Here is a 21999-nt window from a genome sequence, read left to right on the forward strand (position 1 = left end):
ACCTACTTGCCCGACGCGGGCACCTTCACCCCGGCCGCCTCGAGGATCGGGAAGTGCTGGGCGAGCGGGATGACCTGGCCGGTGACGACGTTGTTCTCGTCCCACCCGATGGAGGTCGGTACGCCGACGAGCTCACCGTCGTCGTTGACCGCGGCGCCACCGGAGTTGCCGCTGGAGATCCGGGCGGTGACGTCGAAGACGGCCCGCTCCTCCCCCTCGAAGGAGAGGATCGTCGCCACGTTGCCCTCGGCGACGGTCGGCGGCTGGAAGAGCACGCCCTCCTTGTCCGCGAAGCTCTCCTTCGGCAGCATCGGGAAGCCGATCGTGGCGATGAAGTCGCCGCGGTCGACCGCGTTGGAATCGCCGAGCGAGATGGTCGGCAGGTCCAGCGAGGACGGGTTCACCGGGTTGCCCTCGCCGTCGGCGACGATCTGCACGACCGCGCTGTCGACCTCGCCGTCGGACTCGATGACCTTGGCGATGTAGTCGGGCTCGCCGACCTTGTAGCCCGCGGCCGGGTCGGTCAGGTGGATGTTGACGACCTCGGGCGAGACCTCGCCCTTGGCGGCGTACTCCGGGATCTTCGCCGGGTCGGCGACGTGGGCGTTGGTGAGGATCTTGCCGTCCTCGCTGACGATCGACCCGGACCCCATCGCGATGGTGTCCTCGGTCGGCGCGTAGGTGATCCAGACAACGGCCCGCTGCGCGCTGTTGAGCTCGTCCTTGGTCAGGCCGGTGTCCTGGGCGGACGGGTCGCCGCCGGGCACGACGAACATCGCCACCACCAGTCCGATGACCACGACCGCGGCCGCGGCGCCGATCCCACCCCACAGCAGCAGCTTGTTGCGGCGCCTGGCGGCGGCACGGGCGACCTCGACCTCGGCGGCGTAGATCGGGATGACCTTGAGGATCTCACCCGCGACCGGGTGGCCGAGACGGATCTCGGTCTCCTCGTCGATCTCCTCCCTGACCAGCGGCTTCCCCTTGAGGAACGAGCCGGCCTGGGAGCCGTTCTCGAAGGTCCAGCCACCGGGGGTGGCCACCAGCCGGGCGTGCTGGCGCGAGACGCCCTGGTCCTCGAGCACGACCGAGTTGTCGGCCGCGCGACCGATGGTCACCGTCACCGGGTGGCGGAAGCGGTGCTCCTTGCCCTCGGCGACCAGCAGCAGGTCGGGTCCGGTCGGCGCGGTCGGCGGCTGCCCGGGAGCGGCCGGCCGCGGCATACCGGGAGCGATCGTCATCTCGGAGATGTCCTGGGTCACCGCGGGCGCCGGGGGCGCGGGCGGCAGGTTCCCGGGCGGTGGCGGAGCGGCCGGTGCCGCTCCGGAGGGCGGGGCCGCCGTGGCGGCCGCCATCGCCGGCGGAGGCGGCGGCGCCGGTGCCTGGGCGCGCGGAGCACCCGCCGCGACCGGGGCGTCGTCGAGGGTGACGGTGATCGTCGAGCCCGGCCCCGCCGGGCCGAGCTGGATCTCGGTCGCCCCGGTCAACGGCGCCTCGGTGACGCGGCTGCCGGAGACGTACGTCCCTCCGGCGGAGCCCACGTCGACCAGCTTCCACCCGGACGGGTCCGGGCGCAGCTCCGCGTGGGCGCGGGAGACCGAGGAGGACGAGAGCACCACGTCGGCATCGATCGAACGCCCTATTCGGACGATCTTGTCGGGCGGGAAGCTGAGCGCACGTCCCGATACGTCTACGCGAAGCGTCTGCATGCACGAATCATGCACCGAAACGGCCCGATCCAAGCGTCGCGAATCGAAGATTCGGACAACTCGGATCGGGCCGATCTTCTAGCGGTGGGTCTTCAGACCGTATCCGTACGCAAACAGCGGGTCGTAGTCGGAATCGCCGATGTTGATCGGCTCCTGGTCGACCGTGCGCGGCCAGGTCACCGGGAGCTTCCCGGTGAACGGACGCTTGCCGAAGAGCACGTCGGCGACACCCTTGCCCTCGCTGCCGGGCAGCCAGGAGGCCACCAGGGCGTCGATCTGCCCGAGCAGCTCGGGCGGGATGATCATCGGACGCCCGGAGACGACGAGCACCGTGCAGGTCGCCGCGGCCGCGCAGACCGTCTCGATCGCCGCGGTGTCCGCGTCGCTGAGGTGCATCGTCAGGGCCGGCCGGAGCACGCCGCCCTCGCCCGGGTCATAGCCCCAGCGCGGGCCGCCGACGTCACCGAAGCCCTCGGCGTACGGGTGCTCGCCGACGACCACGACGCCGTGCGCCCCGGCCGGGACCGGCGCGGAGGCGTCGGGCGAGTGGGTCACCTCGCCGCGTGCCGCGGACTCGATGCCGTCGAGGATCGTGTCGCCGGGGATCTGGTGGGTCGAGTTGCCCTGCCAGGTGATCGTCCAGCCGCCGGCCTGGTCACCGATGCTGTCGGCCTTGCTGCCCGCGACGTAGACGTCGTCGCGGCCGGAGAGCGGCAGGGTGTGCCTGTTGCGGAGCAGGACCTGCGACTTCGCGACCGCCTCACGCGCGACGCGACGGTGGTCGGCGCTGCCGATCTCGTCGATGTTGCGCCGGTCGGTGAACGGCTTCTCGAAGAGGCCGAGGTCGAACTTCGCGGTCAGGATCCGGGAGACGGCGTCGTTGATGCGGGCCATCGGGACGGCGCCGTCCTCGACCGCCGCGGTCAGGGTCTCGATGAACTGCGGATAGCCGACGGTGTCACCGGAGAACGGCTCCATGAACATGTCGACACCGGCGTTGACCGAGATCGCCACCTGCTCGGCGTACGTGCCCGGGATCTGGTGGATCGCGCGCCAGTCGGAGATCACCAGGCCGTCGAAGCCCTGCTTCTGCTTCAGCCAGCCGGTGACGAGCTCCTGGTGGGCGTGCATCTTGAGCGGGTTGCCGAGACCGTCCTCGGTCCAGTCGACGCTGGAGAAGGACGGCATCACCGAGCCGACGTCGTGCTTCTTGATGGCGGTGACGTACGGCGAGAGCGCCAGCTTCTCGAACTCGGCGTGCGAGGCCTGGGTGATGCCCTGGTCGATGGTGTAGTCGCCCTCGCCGGTGCCGAACGTCGTGAAGCCGTCGCCGGCGAAGTGCTTGGCCGTGGCGAGCACGCGGTCGGGATCGTCGAGCTCACCCTTGTCGCCCTGGAACCCCTCGATGATCTGGGACATCTTCGCGGCGAGCTTGGGGTCCTCCCCGAAGGACTCATACGTCCTCCCCCACCGGTCGTCGCGAGCGACGCAGATGCACGGGGCGAAGGTCCACTGTGGCCCGGAGGCGCGGGTCTCCTCCGCGGTGATGTGCCCGATCCGCTCGGCGAGCTTGGGGTCACGGGTCGCGCCGAGCCCGATGTTGTGCGGGAACACGGTCGCGCCGTTGAGGTTGCCGTGCCCGTGGACCGAGTCGACGCCGTAGAGGAGCGGGATCCCCAGCCGGGTCGAGAGCGCCTGCTCCTGGAAGGCGTCGACCGTGTCGGCCCAGGCCTCGGGAGTGTTCTCGGCGGGGGTCGAGCCGCCGCCGGAGAGTACGCTGCCGAGCCCGAGCTCGGCGATCTGGCCGGGGTTCGCGGCGACGTCCGCCCGCTCGGCCTGGGCCATCTGGCCGACCTTCTCGGCCAGGGTCATCCGGGCCAGCAGGTCGGCGACACGGGTCTTGGTGGCGAGTCGTGGGTTCTTGTAGGGCAGCGCGTGGTCCGCGCGGGTGGCGGCGGCGCTTGCCGCGGGAGCGGCGGATGCCGCGTCGGAGACGGGGGCGACGAGAAGCGTGGCGCAGAGCAGGCCGGCGAGAGCCGAGGCTCCGCCGATCGCACCGCGCTGTCTGGGTGTTCGCACGGGACAGACCTCCTGAGAGTGATCTACCAGCACCTCGGCGATGAGGCGCCAGGGCTCGTGAGAGCGCTCCCAGCGTGACGGCGATCACAGGGTCGGTCAATGGCTACGCGTGCGTAACCCCGCGAATTACTCAGATCTGGTCAAGCAACCAGGACGGCCCCAGCGCCGTGGCGCCACCACAACGAGCCTGGAGCATCCGGTCGGCGCTCACCAGCGTCACCCGGTCACCCTTCGCCAGCGCCTCACGGACGACACCGACGATCGCGGCGTCGCCGTCCTTGGGCGCGTGCACCGTGTGCACGTGGGCGTCCTTGCCAGGACGTACGCCGCCCTTGGCCTGTCCCTCCAGGACCAGGACGATCCGGTCCTGCGGGAGATCGGCGACCAGCAGCGCCTCGTGCAGCCGGCGCGCCGCGCCGGCGCGGTCCTTCCACCACCCGTCCGGGCGGGCGCCGACGACGTTGGCGCCGTCGACGACCAGAACCGTCGACACGAGGCCTACTTGAGGAACTTGGAGAAGTCCGAGGGCAGGTTGAGCTCGGCGGCGGCCTTCTCGTAGTCGATCTCCTCGCCGCCCGGGGTGCCGAACGGGTTGGCGGCGGCCGGCTTCTTCTCGGCATCCGCCTTCGCCTGCTGGGCGGCCTTGGCCGGGTTGCCGGACTTGCGCGCGCCCTTGCCCTTCTTCTTCTGCGCGACCTGCTTGGCGCCGGCGCGCTTGCCGAAGCCGGCACCGGGCGCGCCGGGCATCCCGGGCATGCCGCCGCCGGAGGCGAGCTGCTTCATCATCTTCGACGCCTCGGTGAAGCGCTGGATGAGCTGGTTGACGTCGGAGACCTGGCGGCCCGAGCCCTTCGCGATGCGGGCGCGGCGGGAGCCGTCGAGGATCTTCGGGTTGGCCCGCTCGGCCGGGGTCATCGACTGGATGATCGCCTGGATCCGGTCGATCTCGCGCTCGTCGAAGTTGTCCAGCTGCTCGCGGAACTGGCCCATGCCCGGCAGCATGCCCATCAGCTTCGACATCGAGCCGAGCTTGCGCAGCTGCTGCATCTGCTTGAGGAAGTCCTCGAGCGTGAACTCGCCGGTCGCGATCTTGGCCGCGTCCTTCTCGGCCTGACCCTGGTCGAAGGTCTTCTCGGCCTGCTCGATCAGGGTGAGCATGTCGCCCATGTCGAGGATGCGGCCGGCCATCCGGTCGGGGTGGAACAGGTCGAAGTCGGTCATCTTCTCGCCGTTGGAGGCGAACATGACCGGCTTGCCGGTGATCTGGACGATGGAGAGCGCCGCGCCACCGCGGGCGTCACCGTCGAGCTTGGTGAGCACGACGCCGTCGTAGCCGACGCCGTCGAGGAAGGCCTGGGCGGTGTTGACCGCGTCCTGGCCGATCATCGCGTCGACGACGAAGAGGACCTCGTCGGGGTTGACCGCCGCCTTGATGTCGGCGGCCTGCTTCATCAGCTCCTCGTCGATGCCGAGGCGGCCGGCGGTGTCGACGATGACCACGTCGTGGAGCTTGCGCTTGGCCTCCTCGACCGCGTCGCGGGCGACCTCGACCGGGTCACCGACACCGTTGCCGGGCTGCGGGGCGTAGACCGGGACCCCGACGCGCTCACCGTTGACCTGGAGCTGGTTGACCGCGTTGGGCCGCTGCAGGTCGGCAGCCACCAGCAGCGGCGCCTTGCCCTGCTCCTTGAGCCACAGCGCGAGCTTCGCGGCCAGGGTGGTCTTACCGGCACCCTGCAGACCCGCGAGCATGATGACGGTCGGGCCGGTCTTGGCGTAGCGCAGCCGGCGGGTCTCGCCACCCAGGATCGTGACCAGCTCGTCGTTGACGATCTTGACGATCTGCTGGGCGGGGTTCAGCGCCTGGCTGACCTCCTCGCCGCGCGCCCGCTCCTTGACGCGGGCGACGAACTCGCGCACCACCGGCAGCGCGACGTCGGCCTCGAGCAGCGCGATGCGGATCTCATGAGCTGTGGCGTCGATGTCGGCATCGGTGAGGCGGCCCTTGCCCCGGATGTTCTTGAACGTCGTGGCGAGCCGGTCGGAGAGCGTGGCGAACAAAGCGGTCCTTCAGCAGAGTGGTTGTCCTGCCAAGACTAACGAACTGTTGTACGCGGGGTGCTATTCGGCAGGCCCGCTCAGGGGTAACACGGCGTCCGCACGGGTAGCAGCGGGCTACAGCGGGCTGCTACCCGGTGTAACACCGTGTTACCCCTGCGGCGGCCCGCCGAACGTTCACCGAGTCACCCTTCGACAAGCTCAGGACATCGCCTCGGTCAGCGTTCGAGGGCCGCGCGGACCGCGTGGGCCGCCTCGGCCGACCGCTGCTCGGCGAGGGCGCCGGCCGAGGCCTCCTGCAGGTAGAACACGTCGACGGCCTGGGGGCCGAGGGTGGAGATGTGGGCGGAGCGGACGGCGATCTCCATCCGCGCCAGGGCGTCGGCGACGGTGTAGACGACCCCGGGACGGTCGATGGTGCGCACCTCGAGGACCGTGGCCTTGCTGGATGCCTCAGGACGTACGACCACCGAGGGCTCGCTCCCCCGCGCCGCCGCGCTCGGCGCCAGCCGGGTCGCCGGGTCGAGGCGGCCCTCGGTGATGGCGGAGAAGCGGGTGCGCAGCACCGCGGCGTCGACATAGGAGTCGTCGAGGTCCCACACGCTGACCCCGAAACCCTCCTGCTGCCAGGCACGACACGCCCTGACCGGCAGCCGCGCGACGGCGAAGGTGGCCGCCAGGTCGGCGAGCAGGCCGAGCCGGTCGGGGGCGATCACCCACACCCGGGCGCCGTCGGCGAGCGGCTCCGCACGGAAGGAGACCGACCCCGAACGTACGCCCTCGGGGATCTCCACCGCGGCCTGTGGCCGCTCCCCCGCCGCGATGCCGGTGTCGAGGACCCGCGCGGCACGGCGGGCCAGGTCGAGGATGAGCCGGGCCCGCCAGCTGGTCCAGGCCTGGGTGCTGGTCGCGCGCGCGTCGGCCTCGGTGAGCGCGGTGAGCAGGGCGAGCGCCTCGGCGTCGCCCATCGTCTCCACCACCAGGTCGACGGTGGCCGGGTCGTCGGGGTCACGGGTGGTCGCGCTCGTGGAGAGCAGCAGGTGCCAGCGCACGAGCAGCGAGATCAGGTCGACCTCCTCCTCCGAGAAGCCCATCCGGGAGGCGACCCGGCGGGCGATCGGCTCCCCCGCGACGCTGTGCTCAGTCAGCGACCCCTTGCCGATGTCGTGGAGCAGCGCGGCGACCAGCAGCACATCCGGACGGGCCACGCGGGGCAGCAGCGCGACCGCCTCGATGCAGGTCTCGATGGTGTGCCGGTCGACGGTGAAGCGGTGGATGATCGAGGCGTGCGGCAGCAGCCGGATCCGCTCCCACTCGGGCAGGATCCGGGAGACCGCGCCGGTCTCCTCCAGCGTCTCCCAGACCGCGAGCAGCCCGCGCCCGGCACCCAGCAGCCGTACGAAGAGGTGCCGCGCCTCCTCCGGCCACGGCTCGGCCAGCGCCGGGGCGTCCCGGGCCAGTCTCGCGGCGGTCGGCGGCGCCAGCGCGACCCCGTGCTCGGCGGCGAGCGCCGAGGCGCGCAGCAGCATCAGCGGATCCCGAGACGGGCGCGCACCCGGCACGAGCACCACCTCGCCCGAGGCGAGCGCCAGACCGTTGCCCAGCGGCGCGAGCCGCGGGCGGCGCGGCGCCCCGGGGCGCGAGCGCTCCAGGACCCCGTCGACCCGTCGCCACGCCAGCCGGGAGAGGTGGGCGAGGCGACGCCCGATGGTGCGTACGTGGGCCTGTGCCGTGCGCGCATCGGCCAGCTCGAGCCGCTCGGCGAGCTGGTCCCACATCTCCGGCACGACCCGGTCGGTGGCCCGGCCGCCGATCTCCTGCACGAGATCACGGACGTCGAGCAGGGCTCGGCGCGACTTCTCCAGGTCGACCGCCGGCACGTCGACCAGCCAGGTCGCCACGATCGCCTTGATCACGACGGCGTCCCGCAGCCCGCCGTACATCTCCTTCAGGTCCGGCACCGAGGCGTGCGCGAGCTCACCGGCACGCCGGTGTCGCTCCACGCTCATCGTCCGCAGCTCGGGCAGCAGGGCGCGGGCGTGCTTGCGCCAGTGCGCCAGCATCGTCGTACGCAGCCGCAGCACGAGCCCGCGGTCGCCGGCCAGGTGCCGGATGTCGAGCAGCCCCAGGGCGACCCGGAGGTCACCGGTCGAGGACGAGAGCATCTCGGAGAACGACCGCACCGAGTGGTCGAGCCGGGGCGCGGTGTCCCACAGCGGGTACCAGACCTGCTCGGCCACGGACCCCGGCGAGACGCTGTCGTCGTGGACCAGGACCACGTCCCAGTCCGAGAAGGGCGCGAGCTCGCCGCGCCCGTATCCTCCGACCGCGACCAGCGCGACCCCGACCTCGGGGCCGCCGGCCGCGGCGTACGCCTTCGCGCACTGCGCGTCGGCCTCGGCTGTGCGCTCCGCCCGGCCCTCAGCCGTCACGCCGCCGCGATCGTAGGAAGAAGCCAGGGTACGAACGCGGCGGCGCGACGATCCTGATCGTCGCTCGCTGCCGCTCGCTCATGCGCCAGCCCCTTCATGAGTGACTCAGATCGCGGCGTCGTCGCGGTCGCCGGTGCGGACCCGCACGATGGTCTCCAACGGGGAGACCCAGACCTTGCCGTCACCGATGCGCTCGGTCTTCGCCGAGGTCTCGATGGCGCTGACCACCGACTCGACCTCCTCGTCGGGCACGGCGATCTCGATGCGGATCTTCGGCACCAGGGCGACGTCGTACTCGGCACCGCGGTAGACCTCGGTGTGCCCCTTCTGCCGGCCGTAGCCGGAGACCTCCGAGACGGTCATGCCGGTGACACCGACAGCTTCGAGGGCGACGCGGACGTCCTCCCACTTGTGGGGTTTGATCACTGCGGTGACGAGCTTCATTTCTCTCCTCCGGTGGGATTCGATGGACCGGCACTCGAACGAAGCCTAGTCAGAGCGCCTCGGCGTCGCGCGCGCCGGTCCGGACACGGACGACGGACTCGATCTGGCTGAGCCAGACCTTCCCGTCGCCGATCCGTCCGGTCTGCGCGGTCTTCACGACGATCCCGACGACGTCCGCGGCATCCTCGTCCTCGACCACGATCTCGATGCGGATCTTCGGCACCAGGGCGATGTCGTACTCGGCACCGCGGTAGACCTCGGTGTGACCCTTCTGCCGGCCGTAGCCGGAGACCTCGGAGACGGTCATGCCGGTCACGCCGAAGGCCTCGAGGGCCTCGCGCACGTCCTCCCACTTGTGGGGCTTGATCACTGCGGTCACGAGCTTCACGAGAGGGCGCCTCCAAGGTCCTTGATCCTGTCATCTTCGCCGCCACCTTCACCTGGAGACGTTTCGACACCCCGAAGCGCCTGTTTCCACTGTGTAACAGACCTTTTCACCGTACGTCGCCGAAGCATCGAAACAGCCCGTGAATCACCCGTGCCGAACCCGCGCGGCGCCACCAAAGGTCGCTACCCTCGTCGCATGTCGCACTACGCCGTCGAGATCGACCTCGATCACCGCAACACCAGCCATGTGCAGGTCATCGACCTGGCTGAGTCTGCTGCCTCGACGGGCAGCGGGAAGCGGGTCCTCGACGTCGGCTGCTGGACCGGCGAGGTCGGCCGGATCCTCACCGAGCGCGGCTGCACCGTGACCGGCATCGAGATCGACCCCGAGGCGGCGAGCCTGGCCGAGAAGGTCCTGGAGAAGGTGGTCGTCGCCGACCTCGACGCGACCCCGCTGACCGAGATCGTCGAGCCCGGCTCCTTCGACGTGGTGATCTTCGCCGACGTCCTCGAGCACCTCGTCGACCCGCGGGCGGCGCTCGAGCAGGCCCGTGACCTGCTCGCCCCCGGCGGCCGGGTGGTGATCTCGATCCCCAACGTCACCCACGGGTCGGTCCGCCTCGCGCTGCTCCAGGGCCGCTGGCAGACCACCGACACCGGTCTCCTGGACCGCACCCACATCAAGTTCTACTCGCGCCAGGGGCTGGTGGAGCTCTTCACCGAGGCGGGCTACGCGATCGAGGACCTGCGCGGCACCACCGCCGACCCGCTCAACGTCGAGGTCTCGGTCGACCCCGGCCTGCTTCCCGAGGTGGCCGTGGAGTGGGTGCGCCAGCAGCCCGACGCGCTGGTCTACCAGTTCCAGCTGGCCGCACGGCCGCTCGCCGAGGGCGAGCCCGCACCGGCCGCGCCCGAGCTCGTCCAGGCCGCCCCGGCCGACGAGGTCCGGCTCCGCGACGTCCACACCCAGAGGTTCGAGGAGGCCACCCGCTCCCGGCTGGCCACCCGCGACCACATCCTCGGCATCCAGGCCTCGGCCAACTCCGCCCAGGCCCGGGTCGGCACCCTGTCCAAGCAGCTGCGCGAGGCCCGCGAGGTCAACCGGCGCCGCCGCGAGCGCATCGAGCGGCTGCGCGGCAAGGTCGCCGGCCTCGAGGCCGACCTGACGTACGCCACCCGCCACCCGGTCCGCAACTTCGCCCGCCGGATCGTCCGCCGCCTCCGCCGCGCAGCCCAGTCCTGACTAAACCCCCGCCGAGTCGGCTCGTCTTGACCACGAACCCCGCCGAGTCGGCTCGTCATAACGAGCCGACTCGGCGATGAAACCGGTCAATTTGCGCCGACTCGGCGCATCTCGGGCGGGACGGGGCGAGGCGGGTCAGCGGACTCCGTTGGAGTAGCCCTCGCGTACGTGTTTGTAGTTGCCCCAGCGGTTGTTGATGAAGTCCTTCTCCCAGTCGTGGACCGCGTTGTCGCGGCTGACGGACTCGAAGTGGAAGAGGGTGACGTCGTGGAGCCAGACCAGGCGCAGGCCCAGTGAGCGGCGCACCTTGAGGCACAGGTCGACGTCGTTGTAGTTGACCGGCAGCCGTTCGCTGAAGCCGCCGGCGTCGAAGAAGACCTCGCGGCGCATCGCGACGCAGGCGCCGGTCAGCGCGGAGGTCTCCCGGTTGATGTGCAGCTCGCCGTGGTTGCCACGCTCCTCGGGGCGCGCCCGGTAGTAGGCGTGGGTGATGGTGCCGCTGCCGTAGACGAGCCCGGCGTGCTGGATGCGGAAGTCCTCGAAGAGGAGCTTGGGGCCGGTCATCCCGACGTCCGGCTCACGCAGCGGCGCGATCAGATTCTCGATGACCCCCTCGGAGTAGGCCTCCATGTCGTCGTTGAGGAAGACCAGGACGTCACCGGTCGCGTGGGCGGCGCCGACGTTGCACTTGGCACTGAAGCTGAACTTCTCGGTGAACTCGACGAGCTTGATGTCGGCGCCCTCGATCGCCCGCAGCGCCGCCAGCACCGGGGCCGGGGTCGGGGTGTCGTAGACGATCACGAACTCGACGTTGCGGTGCTTGCTCGAGGCGAGCACCGAGCGGACGGTCTCCACGACCATCGCGCGCTTCTCACCCCACACGATCGCGCTGGTGCCGATGGTCGGGATGATCACGCTGACCGGGGTGTCCAGGTCGGGCTCCCGCTCGACCCGGTAGAGCCCGGGCGAGACGCCGCGCGAGGCCGTCGCCCGGATCCCGAGCCGGTCGAGATGGGCCTGCACGGCGCGTACGCCGGCGTCCCAGGCGTACGGCTTGGCCTGGTTGTCCGCGGCGGCGGAGCCCGGCACCTGGCGCCAGTGGTAGAGCGCGCCCGGGACGTGGACGATGCGTCGCGCGCGCTCGCTGACCCGCAGCACCAGATCGTGGTCCTGGGAGCCGTCGAACCCCTCCTGGAAGCCGCCGACCTCCTCCACGACCGAGCGGCGGAAGACCGAGAAGTGGGTGCAGTAGTTGTGGTGGCGCAGCCGCTCCGGGGACCAGTCAGGCTTGTAGTAGGCGTCGCGGAGCTCGCCCGCGTCCGACATCAGGTCCTGGTCGCTGTAGGCGTAGTCGAGATCCTCGAACCGGTCGTAGGCGGCAACCATCTTCGCGAGGGCGTTCGGCTCGAGCACGTCGTCGTGGTCGAGCAGCGCGACCAGCTCGCCGCTCGCCTCGGCCAGCGACGAGTTCGAGGCGGCCACGATGCCGCCGTTCTCCGCGCGCTCCACGATGCGCACCCGCGGCTCCCGCGCGGCCAGCTCCCGCAGCCGTGGCAGCACCCAGGGGGCCGGCGAACGGTCATCGCTGAGGACCCACTCCCAGTCCTGGTGGGTCTGACCGAGAACCGACGCGATCGTGTCCTCGAAGGCATCGGCGGGCGGGTTGTAGACAGCGGTGATCAGCGATACCCGGGGCGATGGCATGGTCTCCAGCCTATGACCCTCACCGAGGGTTCGCTGAGCCCGACACGGGGCGCTCGACCGTTTGGGGGATGGTCGTCATCTCAACTTCTCAGAGGGTTCACCAAGTCTCTGGAAGGCGACGGCAGCCGCCCCGGAGGGAGGGTCGGGGGCGGCTGCCGAGTCCGGCGTGACGTACGTCAGAAGCGCAGGCGACGCAGGTAGGAGTAGCCCACCTCCGCCGTCTGGATCGGGGTGACGTCGGGGGTGTCGTTCTCCACGATGTAGTCCTCGACCTGGTGGGCGCGGAAGATCTTGGAGAAGTCGATGAAGCCGGTGCCGAGGTCGACGTGGTCGCCGGTGGCCTCGTTGCGGTCCTTGACGTGGTACTGGCGGACCTCGAGCGGAGCCTGGTCGACGACGTCGATCGCGAAGTCGATCGCCTCGTCGCTGGACATGCCGAGGTTCACGCCACCGGTGACGGCCCAGTAGAGGTCAACCTCGAGGTGGACGTAGGCCGGGTCGAGCTCGCGCATGAACACGTCCCAGGGCGTGACGCCGCCACCGAGGTCGGTGGTGAACTCGTGGGCGTGGTTGTGGTAGCCGTAGCGGAAGCCGCGCCGCTTGGCCGCCGCCGCCTCGTTGTTCATCTGGTCGGCCCAGGCCTGCCAGTCGGAGAGCGAGCTGGAGGCCAGGTAGGGGACGTTGAGGTAGCGGACCCCGAGCGTCTCGGAGTTGTCGAACTTGGTCTCGAGCGCCGCGAAGCTGCTGCTCAGGCCGTCGTGGCTGGAGTTGGAGCGGATCCCGAGCCCGTCGAGGACGCCCCGGATGTCCTCGGCGGTACGCCCGTAGAGCCCGGCCAGCTCGACGCGGTCGTAGCCGATCTGGGCCAGCTTGGCCAGCGTGGCGTCGACACCTGCTCCGGTCATGACCGACCGCAGCGTGTAGAGCTGGATGCTGATCTTGTCGGCCGGGACGCGGCGGCCGCCGTGTCCGGCGCCGGCGCTGGTGCCGGCGGCGGCCTGTGCCGGCGCGGCCAGGGCACCACTGACCCCGAGTGCGGCAGCGCCCGCGGCGGCGCCGCGCAGGAGGGAGCGCCGGCTGAGGCCGCGCGCTTCGAGCGAGCGCTTCAGCGCACCTTCACCGTCGAATCCAAAACACATCTGGTAACTCCTTCTTCTTGGGTGTAGCGGGTCAGTCGGCGGTCGAGAACGCCGCGTCGAAGGACGCCTCGGGGGCGTCGAAGGCGAGCCGACAGACGAACTCGAGCGCCTCGGGGGCACCGATGAGACGGTCCATGCCGGCGTCCTCCCACTCGATCGAGATGGGGCCGTCGTAGCCGATGGAGTTGAGCATCCGGAAGCACTGCTCCCACGGCACGTCGCCGTGGCCGGTGGAGACGAAGTCCCAGCCGCGGCGCGGGTCGGCCCAGGCGAGGTGAGAGCCGAGCCGGGCGTTGCGGCCGTTGCCGGTCTGCATCTTCGTGTCCTTGCAGTCCACGTGGTAGATGCGGTCGCGGAAGTCCCACAGGAACCCGACCGGGTCGACCTGCTGCCACACCATGTGGCTGGGGTCCCAGTTGAGCCCGAACGCCTCCCGGTGGCCGATCGCCTCCAGCGTCGCGACCGTCGACCAGTAGTCGTAGGCGATCTCGGAGGGGTGGACCTCGTGGGCGAACCGCACCCCGCACTCGTCGAAGACGTCGAGGATCGGGTTCCACCGGTCGGCGAAGTCCCGGTAGCCGGCCTCGACCATCTCCTGGGACACGGGCGGGAACATCGCGACGTACTTCCAGATCGAGGAGCCGGTGAAGCCGACGACGGTCTTCACGCCGAGGTTCTTGGCCGCCCGGGCGGTCATCTTCATCTCCTCGGCTGCCCGCTGACGTACGCCCTCGGGGTCGCCGTCGCCCCAGATCTTGGCGGGCAGGATGTCCTGGTGGCGCTGGTCGATCGGGTCGTCGCAGACCGCCTGCCCCTTGAGGTGGTTGGAGATCGCGAAGACCTGCAGGTTGTGCTTGGCCAGCAGGTCCAGCTTCGCCCGGACGTACGCCTCGTCCTCGGCGGCCTGCCAGGGGTCGAGGTGGTCGCCCCAGCAGGCGATCTCGAGGCCGTCATAGCCCCATTCGGAGGCGAGGCGGCAGACCTCCTCGAACGGCAGGTCGGCCCACTGGCCGGTGAAGAGTGTGATCGGGCGGGTCATGGTTGTCCTTCCACGTGGGGTCAGAGGGTTCAGAGCAGGGAGGCGAGCAGGTCGCGGACCTCGGTGGCCTCGAACCGGTCGCGCTTGGCGGAGGCGTCGGAGCAGATCAGCACCGGGCCGTGCTCGGGGTCGTCGGGCAGCCGGCCGTGGCTGCCGGCGACAGGGGCGGGATCGAGCGGCACCACGCTCATGGCGTAGCGCAGCCCGGCCGCCTTACGGGCCAGCGTGGTGGCGGCACGCAGCTTGACCCAGCGGTCTTCGGGGTCGAGGAACAGCTCGGCGGGGTCGTAGCCGGGCTTCTTGTGGATCTCGACGCCGCGGGCGAAGTCGGGCGCGTTCGTGTCGTCGAGCCAGTAGTAGTAGGTGAACCAGGCGTCCGGCTCGGCCACCACGACCAGCTCGCCGGCGCGCTCGTGGTCGAGTCCGTACGCCGCCTGGCCGGCGCGGTCGAGGACCTCGGCGACCCCGTCGAGGCCGGTGAGCAGCTCCCGGACGCGTTCCAGGTCGGCGGGGTCCTTGACGTAGACGTGGGCGATCTGGTGGTCGGCGACCGCGAAGGCCCGCGAGGTCCACGGGTCGAGCAGCTCGCCGGTGGCGTTGTGGTGGACGTGCAGGAGACCCTCACGGCGCAGCAGCCGGTTGACGTCGACCGGCCGGGTGGCGCGGGTGATGCCGTACTCGCTGAGCAGCACGACGCGGACTCCTGCGGCCTCGGCGTCGTCGAGCAGCGGCGCCAGCGTGGCATCGACATCGCGTGCGGCCTGGGCCGCCTGCGGGCTGTCGGGGCCGAAGCGCTGCAGGTCGTAGTCGAGGTGCGGGACGTAGACGAGGGTGAGGTCGTGGTCGGGCATGACCTTGCGGGCGGCCTCGACGATCCACGCCGAGCTCTTGATCGAGGCGGTCGGTCCCCAGTAGGTGAACAGCGGGAACGGGCCGAGCTCCGCGGTGAGCTCGTCGTGGAGCGACGGCGGCCAGGTCCAGCAGTCCGGCGACTTCTTGCCGTCGGCGTGGTAGGCCGGGCGTGGGGTGACGGTCGTGTCGACGTCGGCGCCCATGGCGTACCACCAGCAGATGTTGGCGACCTTGGCGCCGGGTCTCCGGCGGCGGACGACGTCCCAGAGCTTCTCCCCCTGCACCAGCGCGTTGTGCTGACGCCACAGGAGCACCTCGCCGAGGTCGCGGAAGTACCAGCCGTTGCCGACGATGCCGTGCTCGCGCGGCAGCGCGCCGGTCAGGAAGGTCGACTGGACCGAGCAGGTGACCGCCGGCAGCACCGTGCCCAGCTCGGCGGTGAACCCCGACTCCCCCACCTGCCGCACCCGCGGCATGTGCTGGAGCAGGTCAGGGGTCATCCCGACCACGTCGATGACCAGCAGCTTCTCGTTCGGGTTCTCGCTCATGCGGAGGCCTCCTGCAGCTGTTCCAGACCGGACTCGAGGAGCCGGTCGCGTGTCCAGGCCAGCTCGGCCGCGATGCCCGCGACCAGGCCGGTGTCGTCGTCGGGGCGGACCTGCTCGGGCAGCACGCCCCACGTGTAGGTCTCGACCTCGAGGTGGTCGGTGTGCGCCACCGGACCGCCGAGGAGCGCGTCGAGCGTGCCCGCGAGGTGGTCGCGGGTGCTGCGCAGCGGCGGGGCCGGGTCGGCGTGGAGAGGTACGTGGAAGTGCACCCGCCACGGATGCTCGGCCGGCAGCGGGCGATGGCCACCGAGCGCCTCGGGCAGGTCGTCGCGGCTGTCCACCCGCGCCCCTCGCGGCTCGCGGGTCTGGTGGAGGAAGCGGTCCTCGGAGTAGGAGGCCAGGGCCTCCCGCGTCGCCGGGTCGCTCGGGTCGTCGGCGTGCAGGGCCGCGGAGACCTGGACCTTGACGACCGGCAGCCCGGCCACCTGCAGCCGGTCGAGCGCCTCGGTGGCGTCCTCGAACTGGGTGGCGAGGTGGCAGGTGTCGACGCAGATGCCGAGATACTCCGGGGCCAGCCCGGCGAGCCGGGTCACCGCGTCCCGGGTGGTCTCCACGACGCAGCCCGGCTCCGGCTCGAAGCCGACCCGGATCGTGCGGCCGTGCTCGGCCTCGATGCCGGCCAGACCCTCGGCGAGCTCGCCGATCAGCTCGCGCGCCGCCCGGTCGCGGTCGGTGAACCACGGGGTGCGCCAGCCCAGCGGGAGGGTGGAGATGCTGCCGCGGGAGGCATCCTCGGGCAGCAGCGCCGCCAGCACCCGGGCGCAGTCGAGGGTGTAGTCGAGGCGGCGCCGGGTCGACCAGTCCGGGGAGTAGACGTCACGCTTCACGACCGGGGCATGGAAGCCGGCGTACGGGAAGGCGTTGAGGGTGACGACCTCCAGGCCGTGGCGGTCCAGGCCGGCGCGCAGCCGGTCGAGGGTGGCGGGGTCGCCGGCCAGCTCGTGCGCCGTCGCGGCGGGCAGCCACAGACCGAGCCCGAGCCGCTGCACGCCGAGCCGGGTCCGCACCTCGCCGGCGTAGCGGCGGAGCTGGTCGAGGATGCCGTCGACGTCCTCGGCCGGGTGCACGTTGCTGCAGTAGCCGAGGTGGACGACCGTGCCGTCTCGATGCCGGAACCTCATCGCTCACCACGCAGCAGCGAGTTGCCGGCGAAGGTCGCGCCCTGCTCGGCGGCGGGTACGTCGAGCAGCAGCCGCCCGCTCTGGCCGAAGAACTCCACCGGGTTGCGCCAGAGCACCCGGTCCACGTCGTCCTCGGTGAAGCCGGCCGCGAGCATCGCCTCGCCGGTCGCCCGGGTGCGCAGCGGGTCGCTCTTGCCCCAGTCGGCGGCCGAGTTGACCAGCACCCGGTCGAGACCACGGCGCTGGAGGATGGCGACCATCCGGTCCGGGTCCATCTTGGTGTCGGGGTAGATCGAGAAGCCCATCCAGGCGCCGGCCTCGTCGACGACGTCGACAGTCACCTCGTTGAGATGGTCGACCACGACCATCCCGGGCTCGATCCCGGCCGCCTCGACGAGGTCGAGGGTGCGACGGGTCCCGGCCAGCTTGTCGCGGTGGGGCGTGTGCACCAGCGCCGGCAGCGCGAACTCGCGAGCCAGCTCCAGCTGGCGGCTGAAGGCCTTCTCCTCCTCCTCGGTCATCGAGTCGAAGCCCACCTCGCCGACCGCGACGACCCCGTCCTTGGCGAGGTAGCGCGGCAGCAGGTCGAGCACCGGCGTGCAGCGCGGGTCGTTGGCCTCCTTCGGGTTGAGCGCGATCGTGCAGTGGTGGGCGATCCCGAACTGCGAGGCCCGGAACCGCTCCCAGCCGACCAGCGCGTCGAAGTAGTCGACGAACGAGTCGACGCTGGTCCGCGGCTGGCCGAGCCAGAAGGCCGGCTCGACCAGGGCCCGGACGCCGGCGGCCGCCATCGCCTCGTAGTCGTCGGTCGTACGCGAGCTCATGTGGATGTGCGGGTCGAAGATGCGCATCAGGACTCCCGATCGGTCTGGGTGGGGACGGGAACGAAGGGCAGGGCGTCGGCCGGCACCTCGCGGCCGGCCGCGCGCCGCTCCGCGGCGTAGTCGGCGACCATCCGGCGCAGCTCGTCGTCGGACCCGGCCGGTCCGTCGAGGCCGGCCACCAGCCGAAGAGGTACGCCGACGAAGAGGCACTTCAGGACGGCCTGGCGCCACGCAGCGGGATCGAGTCGAGCGGCGTACGTCCCCAGGGCGGCTGCCACCAGCCGCGGGTCGTTGGTGCGCAGCGCGTCGTGGAGCAGGTCGACCGCGCGGTCGCCGAGCGCGTCCTCGAGGTGCCCGAGGCCGAGCAGGACCGCCCGCCGCTCGTCGGCGTCGCCGAAGCGGTAGAGGTCGTGCACCTCGGTGCTCAACGTGTCGGCATCACCCGCCAGGCCCCGGCCGAGCGCCTGCAGCAGGCTCACGCGTACGTCGTCCTCGGCCCGCTGCGCGCCCGGCTCCGGCGAGGTGCCCGGTGTGCGGCCGATCTCCCTGGCCGCGGCCGGGAAGAGGGTGCGGATCCGGGTGGGAACGGCCTCGATCTCGGCGCACCACTCGGCCAGCAGCAGCTCGTTCATGCGCCCACCTCCTCGGGACGGGGAAGCGCCGCGAGGGTCTCGCGCAGGAAGGCGAGGGAGCGCTCGGCGACGACCGGTGCGGCGTGGGACTGCCGGGGCAGCTCGAGCGCGGCCAGCCCGGTGTAGCCGATCTCGACGAGGGTGCCGAGCGCGGCGCTGAAGTCGACCTCGCCGGTGCCCAGCTCCAGGTGCTCGTGGACGCCCTCGACCATGTCGTCGACCTGCACGTTGGCCAGCAGCGGACCGGCCCGGCGGATGGTCTCGGCCATCCCCCGCGGCTCGTTGCAGACCACGTGGCCCAGGTCGAGGGTGACCCGCAGCAGCTCCGGGTCGTCGAGGCGCCGGCGCAGCTCGAGGACGGAATCGAGGGTGTCGACGAAGTGCCCGGGCTCGGGCTCGACGGCGCAGACGACGCCGCGTCGGCTCGCCAGGTCGAGGACCTGCCACACCCCGTCGCACAGGCGTCCCCAGGCTCGGTCCTCGTCCACGCCGTCCGGCAGGCTCCCCGACCAGAACGAGACCGCCTCGGCGCCGAGGTCGGCGGCCACCTCGACCGCTCGGTGCAGATAGTCGACCCGGCGGCTCGCCTCGGGACCGGGGTGGAGCAGGGTCGGGTAGTGCTTGCGGCGTGGGTCGAGGATGTAGCGGGCACCGGTCTCGATGACGACCGACAGGCCGAGTTCGTCCAGGCGGGCGCCGATCTGGGCGACGCGGCTCGCCAGGTTCGGGCGGTAGGGGTCCAGGTGAAGGTGGTCGAGGGTCAGGGCGACCCCGTCGTAGCCCAGGTCGGCCAGGAGGCCCAGCGCGTCCTCGAGCCGGTGGCTGTGCATGCCGTTGGTGCCGTAGCCGAACCGCAGGGTGCTCGTCGTGCTCATGTCGGTGACACCACCTTCGAGGCGGCCTTGACGATCGGTCCGGCGGCCAGCAGCCCGAGCGCGGCCAGCGGCGAGCGCCGGGCGACGAGCGCGGCCTGGAGCGGGATCATCCCGCGGATCCCGGCGCCGGTGGCCCGCCGGACCGTGCCGGCATCCGGTGAGGAGACGGCGGCGAGCTGGGCGGAGCCGACACTGCGTGCGTACGTCGCGGCGAGGGCGACGGGAAGCGCCGCCCGTCCGTGGCCGGCAGCCACCGCCGCGGTCGCGACCGTGACGCCACCGGCGAGGCTCGCGGTGAAGGGTCGGGTGCCGTGGACCTCGCCCCGGCTGAGCAGGGTGACCCCGGTGGTGTGCGCGGCGAGGAGGCCGGCCGGCACCAGCCCGGCCCGCGTACGTCCACTCGCGCTCGCCCCGAGGAGCACGTCGAGGCCTCGGGCCGCGGCCATCGCGACGGGCCCGGCAGCGGTGTCCTTGAGGACGGTGTCATAGGCCCACACCGTCCCGGCCAGGGCCACCGCCGTGACCGCGGCCGGGCGTCCTCCGGCGAGGGCGGCCAGCCCGACACCCGCCGTGGTCAGCCCGACGGCCACCCCCAGCGCCTGCCGGGGGCTGACGCGACCCGACGGGATCGGCCGCTCGGGGCGCTCGACGGCGTCGAGGTCCCGGTCGGCCCAGTCGTTGAGCGCCATCCCTGCCCAGTAGAGCGCCACCGAGGCGGCCGGCATCGCGACCGCGCGGGCCCCCAGCGGACCGGCCGCGGCCGCCCCGGCCAGGGTGTCCCCCGGCACGGTGAGGGCCGCCGGCAGCCGGACCAGCTCGGCGAAGGCTCGGGCGCGAGATGTCATGCGCCCACCCGGCCTGCTCGGCCGACCCGGCCGCACCACGCGACCAGCTCCTCCCACTGCGTGCCGAGCCGGTGCTCGGTGGAGCCGGCCGGGTCCTTGAAGAAGAACCCGAACGGAAGCGGACCGGACTCCCCCACCTCGACAGCGCGCAGGGTGAGCCGCGCCAGGTCGAGCACCAGGGGCGCGGCCAGCGCCGAGTCGCAGCCGCTCCAGGTGAACTGCAGCGACATCCGCACGCCGAGGAATCCCTCGAAGGAGACGTGGTCGATGGCGGTCTTCCAGTCGCCGTGGTCGGGGACGTAGTCGATGTGCATCGGCCCCTCCACCGGGTGACCGAGCATCGCCTCCAGTCCCTGGGCCTTGGTGACGAGCTTGCTCTGCGCGTTGGCCGGGTCGGCGAGCGTGGCTCCGTCCCCACCCCCGAGCATGTTGTACGAGGCCCAGGCGTTGACCTGTAGCGCCCGCGTCGAGAACATCGGTGCCAGCGCCGACTTCAGCAGCGTCTCCCCGGTCTTGCCGTCCGAGCCCGCCCACGGGAGCCCGGCCCGCTCGGCGAGGGTGACCAGCACCGGCAGCCGCGGCCCGGGGCTCGGCGTGAACGAGACCACCGGGCACCCGGCCCGGTAGGCGGCCAGGACGTACACGGAGCTCGCCGGCAGCGGGGACTCCCCCGCGGCCAGCGCCGCGTCGAGGGCGTCGGGATCGGCCAGCGGTCCACCGTCGGTGACCTCGGCAGGTGGCTCGGTGCTCGCCACGTCCACCACGACCACGCGCTCGAGCCCGTGCTCCTCGCGGAAGGCCACCAGATCGGCGGTCAGCCGCTCGACCGCGACACCTTGGGGCTCGGTGCCCGCCGGGTCGTAGCCCGTACGCAGCCGCCCCTCGATCTCCTCCAGCTCGGACGCGATCGCCGGCAGGATCCCGGCGGGAAGGACCCCGCCTGCGGCGAGCCGTTCGGCCCGCTTGGCCAACGGCTCGGCCGCCAGATCGTGTCCGCCGATCACCAGGTCGTCGAGCGAGGGCAGCTGGGCAGCCGCGATCTCGGGCTGCTCGGCGACCAGCCCGACCCGCCCGGCGAGCCCGGCTCTGACGGCCAGCGCGCCGACCGTCGTCGTGACCCCCACCGAGCCGCAGGCGCCGACCAGCCAGAGCCCGACCCGCTCGCTCATCGGTCTCCCTCGCAGCGGAACCGGGCGACCCCGGCGACCATCTGGATGCCGCCGAGCACGTGGGAGAGGAACTCCGGCTCGGTGAACGACTCCGAGGTGTGGCCCATGCCGGTGTAGAAGGCCCGGCCGCCGTCGTAGCGGTGGCACCAGGCGATCGGGTGCGGGTTGCCCATGGCGAACGGGCCCGGGTCATAGCTGCGCTCGTCGAGATCGGCGAGGACCCGGATCGAGTCGGCCGGACGGTCGCGGAAGCTGTACCACTCGTCCCAGCGCGTCCACCGCTTCGGCAGCCCGGCCGTCGCCGCGGTGTTGTGCCCGTGCACCTTCACCGTCGCGGTCTGCTGGGCGGGGTGACCGGCGAAGTAGGCACCGACGAGACCGCCGTACCAGGGCCAGTCGTACTCGGTGTCGGAGGCGGCGTGCACGCCCACATATCCGCCGCCGCTCTGGATGTAGCGCTCGAAGGCGGCCTGCTGCCCCGCGTCGAGCACGTCCCCGGTGGTGGAGAGCCACAGCACCGCCTCGTACGCCGCCAGGTCGGTGTCGTTGAACACCGCCGCGTCCTCGGTGGCGGTCACCGTGAAGCCGTTCTCGGCGCCCAGCCTCTGGATCGCCGCGATGCCGTCAGGGATGGACCCGTGCCGGAACCCGGCCGTCTTGGAGAACACCAGGACGTCGTACGTCCCCGGCCCCTCGCCTCCACTGGGGCGGCCTGCGCTCGCGGCCGGTGACAGGCCCGGGGCCATGGCGGCCACCGCCACCAGCCCGATCGCCGCGATGAGTGTCCGGAACCTTCTCGATCCGTGCTTCATGATGCGTATCCCTTCTGTGCTCAACGG

Annotated in this window: 19 protein-coding genes; 1 reads left to right on the top strand and 18 read right to left on the bottom strand. The window is 71.6% G+C overall.

The window, feature by feature from the left end; all coding sequences use genetic code 11:
• Positions 1–2 precede the first annotated feature (2 nt).
• The 7 genes from ACZ6WN_RS18725 to ACZ6WN_RS18755 form a co-directional block, all read right to left on the bottom strand.
• Positions 3–1709, bottom strand: a complete 1707-nt coding sequence (locus tag ACZ6WN_RS18725; RefSeq protein WP_465866655.1) for an FHA domain-containing protein — start codon at positions 1707–1709, stop codon at positions 3–5.
• A gap of 78 nt (positions 1710–1787) precedes the next feature.
• Entirely contained in the window at positions 1788–3788 is a 2001-nt protein-coding gene (locus ACZ6WN_RS18730) for a glycoside hydrolase family 3 protein (protein ID WP_465866656.1), read from the bottom strand.
• 130 nt (positions 3789–3918) lie between these two features.
• On the bottom strand, positions 3919–4281 hold the full coding sequence (locus ACZ6WN_RS18735) for a hypothetical protein (protein WP_465866657.1): 363 nt from the start codon (positions 4279–4281) through the stop codon (positions 3919–3921).
• Positions 4282–4286: 5 nt separating this feature from the next.
• Positions 4287–5849 carry a signal recognition particle protein gene (ffh, locus tag ACZ6WN_RS18740; RefSeq protein ID WP_465866658.1) on the bottom strand — a complete coding sequence of 521 codons (1563 nt, stop codon included), beginning with the start codon at positions 5847–5849 and terminating at the stop codon, positions 4287–4289.
• 215 nt (positions 5850–6064) lie between these two features.
• Positions 6065–8278, bottom strand: a complete 2214-nt coding sequence (locus tag ACZ6WN_RS18745) for a [protein-PII] uridylyltransferase (RefSeq protein WP_465866659.1) — start codon at positions 8276–8278, stop codon at positions 6065–6067.
• A gap of 105 nt (positions 8279–8383) precedes the next feature.
• A complete protein-coding gene (locus ACZ6WN_RS18750) occupies positions 8384–8722 on the bottom strand; it encodes a P-II family nitrogen regulator (RefSeq protein ID WP_008363338.1) in 339 nt (112 codons plus the stop codon).
• Between the two features lie 49 nt (positions 8723–8771).
• Positions 8772–9110, bottom strand: coding sequence for a P-II family nitrogen regulator (locus ACZ6WN_RS18755; RefSeq protein ID WP_465866660.1), 339 nt, complete (start codon positions 9108–9110; stop codon positions 8772–8774).
• Between the two features lie 195 nt (positions 9111–9305).
• Between ACZ6WN_RS18755 and ACZ6WN_RS18760 the strand changes: the two genes are divergently transcribed.
• Entirely contained in the window at positions 9306–10352 is a 1047-nt protein-coding gene (locus ACZ6WN_RS18760; protein WP_465866661.1) for a class I SAM-dependent methyltransferase, read from the top strand.
• 135 nt (positions 10353–10487) lie between these two features.
• Here the strand turns inward: ACZ6WN_RS18760 and ACZ6WN_RS18765 are convergent, their stop codons facing one another.
• The 11 genes from ACZ6WN_RS18765 to ACZ6WN_RS18815 form a co-directional block, all read right to left on the bottom strand.
• Positions 10488–12056 carry a glycosyltransferase family 2 protein gene (locus ACZ6WN_RS18765; RefSeq protein WP_465866662.1) on the bottom strand — a complete coding sequence of 523 codons (1569 nt, stop codon included), beginning with the start codon at positions 12054–12056 and terminating at the stop codon, positions 10488–10490.
• Positions 12057–12232: 176 nt separating this feature from the next.
• The gene (locus ACZ6WN_RS18770; RefSeq protein ID WP_465866663.1) at positions 12233–13195 is read right to left on the bottom strand and encodes a sugar phosphate isomerase/epimerase family protein; all 963 of its coding nucleotides are present in this window, start codon (positions 13193–13195) and stop codon (positions 12233–12235) included.
• 31 nt (positions 13196–13226) lie between these two features.
• A complete protein-coding gene (locus ACZ6WN_RS18775; protein ID WP_465866665.1) occupies positions 13227–14234 on the bottom strand; it encodes a sugar phosphate isomerase/epimerase family protein in 1008 nt (335 codons plus the stop codon).
• A gap of 29 nt (positions 14235–14263) precedes the next feature.
• Positions 14264–15634, bottom strand: coding sequence for an alkaline phosphatase family protein (locus ACZ6WN_RS18780; RefSeq protein ID WP_465866667.1), 1371 nt, complete (start codon positions 15632–15634; stop codon positions 14264–14266).
• A complete protein-coding gene (gene eboE / locus ACZ6WN_RS18785; RefSeq protein ID WP_465866668.1) occupies positions 15631–16815 on the bottom strand; it encodes a metabolite traffic protein EboE in 1185 nt (394 codons plus the stop codon). The genes ACZ6WN_RS18780 and eboE overlap by 4 nt, the downstream gene beginning before the upstream one ends.
• A complete protein-coding gene (locus ACZ6WN_RS18790; RefSeq protein ID WP_465866670.1) occupies positions 16812–17666 on the bottom strand; it encodes a TatD family hydrolase in 855 nt (284 codons plus the stop codon). The genes eboE and ACZ6WN_RS18790 overlap by 4 nt, the downstream gene beginning before the upstream one ends.
• Positions 17666–18271: an EboA domain-containing protein gene (locus ACZ6WN_RS18795; protein WP_465866671.1), complete on the bottom strand. Its 606-nt coding sequence runs from the start codon at positions 18269–18271 to the stop codon at positions 17666–17668. Before ACZ6WN_RS18795 ends, ACZ6WN_RS18790 begins: the two co-directional genes overlap by 1 nt.
• A complete protein-coding gene (locus ACZ6WN_RS18800) occupies positions 18268–19146 on the bottom strand; it encodes a sugar phosphate isomerase/epimerase family protein (protein WP_465866672.1) in 879 nt (292 codons plus the stop codon). The genes ACZ6WN_RS18795 and ACZ6WN_RS18800 overlap by 4 nt, the downstream gene beginning before the upstream one ends.
• Positions 19143–19991, bottom strand: a complete 849-nt coding sequence (locus ACZ6WN_RS18805) for an SCO3242 family prenyltransferase (protein WP_465866674.1) — start codon at positions 19989–19991, stop codon at positions 19143–19145. Before ACZ6WN_RS18805 ends, ACZ6WN_RS18800 begins: the two co-directional genes overlap by 4 nt.
• Positions 19988–21160, bottom strand: a complete 1173-nt coding sequence (locus ACZ6WN_RS18810) for an inositol-3-phosphate synthase (RefSeq protein WP_465866675.1) — start codon at positions 21158–21160, stop codon at positions 19988–19990. Before ACZ6WN_RS18810 ends, ACZ6WN_RS18805 begins: the two co-directional genes overlap by 4 nt.
• Entirely contained in the window at positions 21157–21972 is an 816-nt protein-coding gene (locus ACZ6WN_RS18815) for a ThuA domain-containing protein (RefSeq protein ID WP_465866677.1), read from the bottom strand. Before ACZ6WN_RS18815 ends, ACZ6WN_RS18810 begins: the two co-directional genes overlap by 4 nt.
• Positions 21973–21999: the final 27 nt, after the last annotated feature.

The sequence above is a fragment of the Nocardioides sp. NPDC054178 genome, assembly GCF_055585005.1.

Coding starts and splice junctions, on each gene's coding strand:
- ACZ6WN_RS18725 (WP_465866655.1), bottom strand. CDS start 1,709: ATGCAGACGCTTCGCGTAGACGTATCGGGACGTGCGCTCAGCTTCCCG.
- ACZ6WN_RS18750 (WP_008363338.1), bottom strand. CDS start 8,722: ATGAAGCTCGTCACCGCAGTGATCAAACCCCACAAGTGGGAGGACGTC.
- ACZ6WN_RS18760 (WP_465866661.1), top strand. CDS start 9,306: ATGTCGCACTACGCCGTCGAGATCGACCTCGATCACCGCAACACCAGC.
- ACZ6WN_RS18765 (WP_465866662.1), bottom strand. CDS start 12,056: ATGCCATCGCCCCGGGTATCGCTGATCACCGCTGTCTACAACCCGCCC.
- ACZ6WN_RS18770 (WP_465866663.1), bottom strand. CDS start 13,195: ATGTGTTTTGGATTCGACGGTGAAGGTGCGCTGAAGCGCTCGCTCGAA.
- ACZ6WN_RS18775 (WP_465866665.1), bottom strand. CDS start 14,234: ATGACCCGCCCGATCACACTCTTCACCGGCCAGTGGGCCGACCTGCCG.
- ACZ6WN_RS18780 (WP_465866667.1), bottom strand. CDS start 15,634: ATGAGCGAGAACCCGAACGAGAAGCTGCTGGTCATCGACGTGGTCGGG.
- eboE (WP_465866668.1), bottom strand. CDS start 16,815: ATGAGGTTCCGGCATCGAGACGGCACGGTCGTCCACCTCGGCTACTGC.
- ACZ6WN_RS18790 (WP_465866670.1), bottom strand. CDS start 17,666: ATGCGCATCTTCGACCCGCACATCCACATGAGCTCGCGTACGACCGAC.
- ACZ6WN_RS18795 (WP_465866671.1), bottom strand. CDS start 18,271: ATGAACGAGCTGCTGCTGGCCGAGTGGTGCGCCGAGATCGAGGCCGTT.
- ACZ6WN_RS18800 (WP_465866672.1), bottom strand. CDS start 19,146: ATGAGCACGACGAGCACCCTGCGGTTCGGCTACGGCACCAACGGCATG.
- ACZ6WN_RS18805 (WP_465866674.1), bottom strand. CDS start 19,991: ATGACATCTCGCGCCCGAGCCTTCGCCGAGCTGGTCCGGCTGCCGGCG.
- ACZ6WN_RS18810 (WP_465866675.1), bottom strand. CDS start 21,160: ATGAGCGAGCGGGTCGGGCTCTGGCTGGTCGGCGCCTGCGGCTCGGTG.
- ACZ6WN_RS18815 (WP_465866677.1), bottom strand. CDS start 21,972: ATGAAGCACGGATCGAGAAGGTTCCGGACACTCATCGCGGCGATCGGG.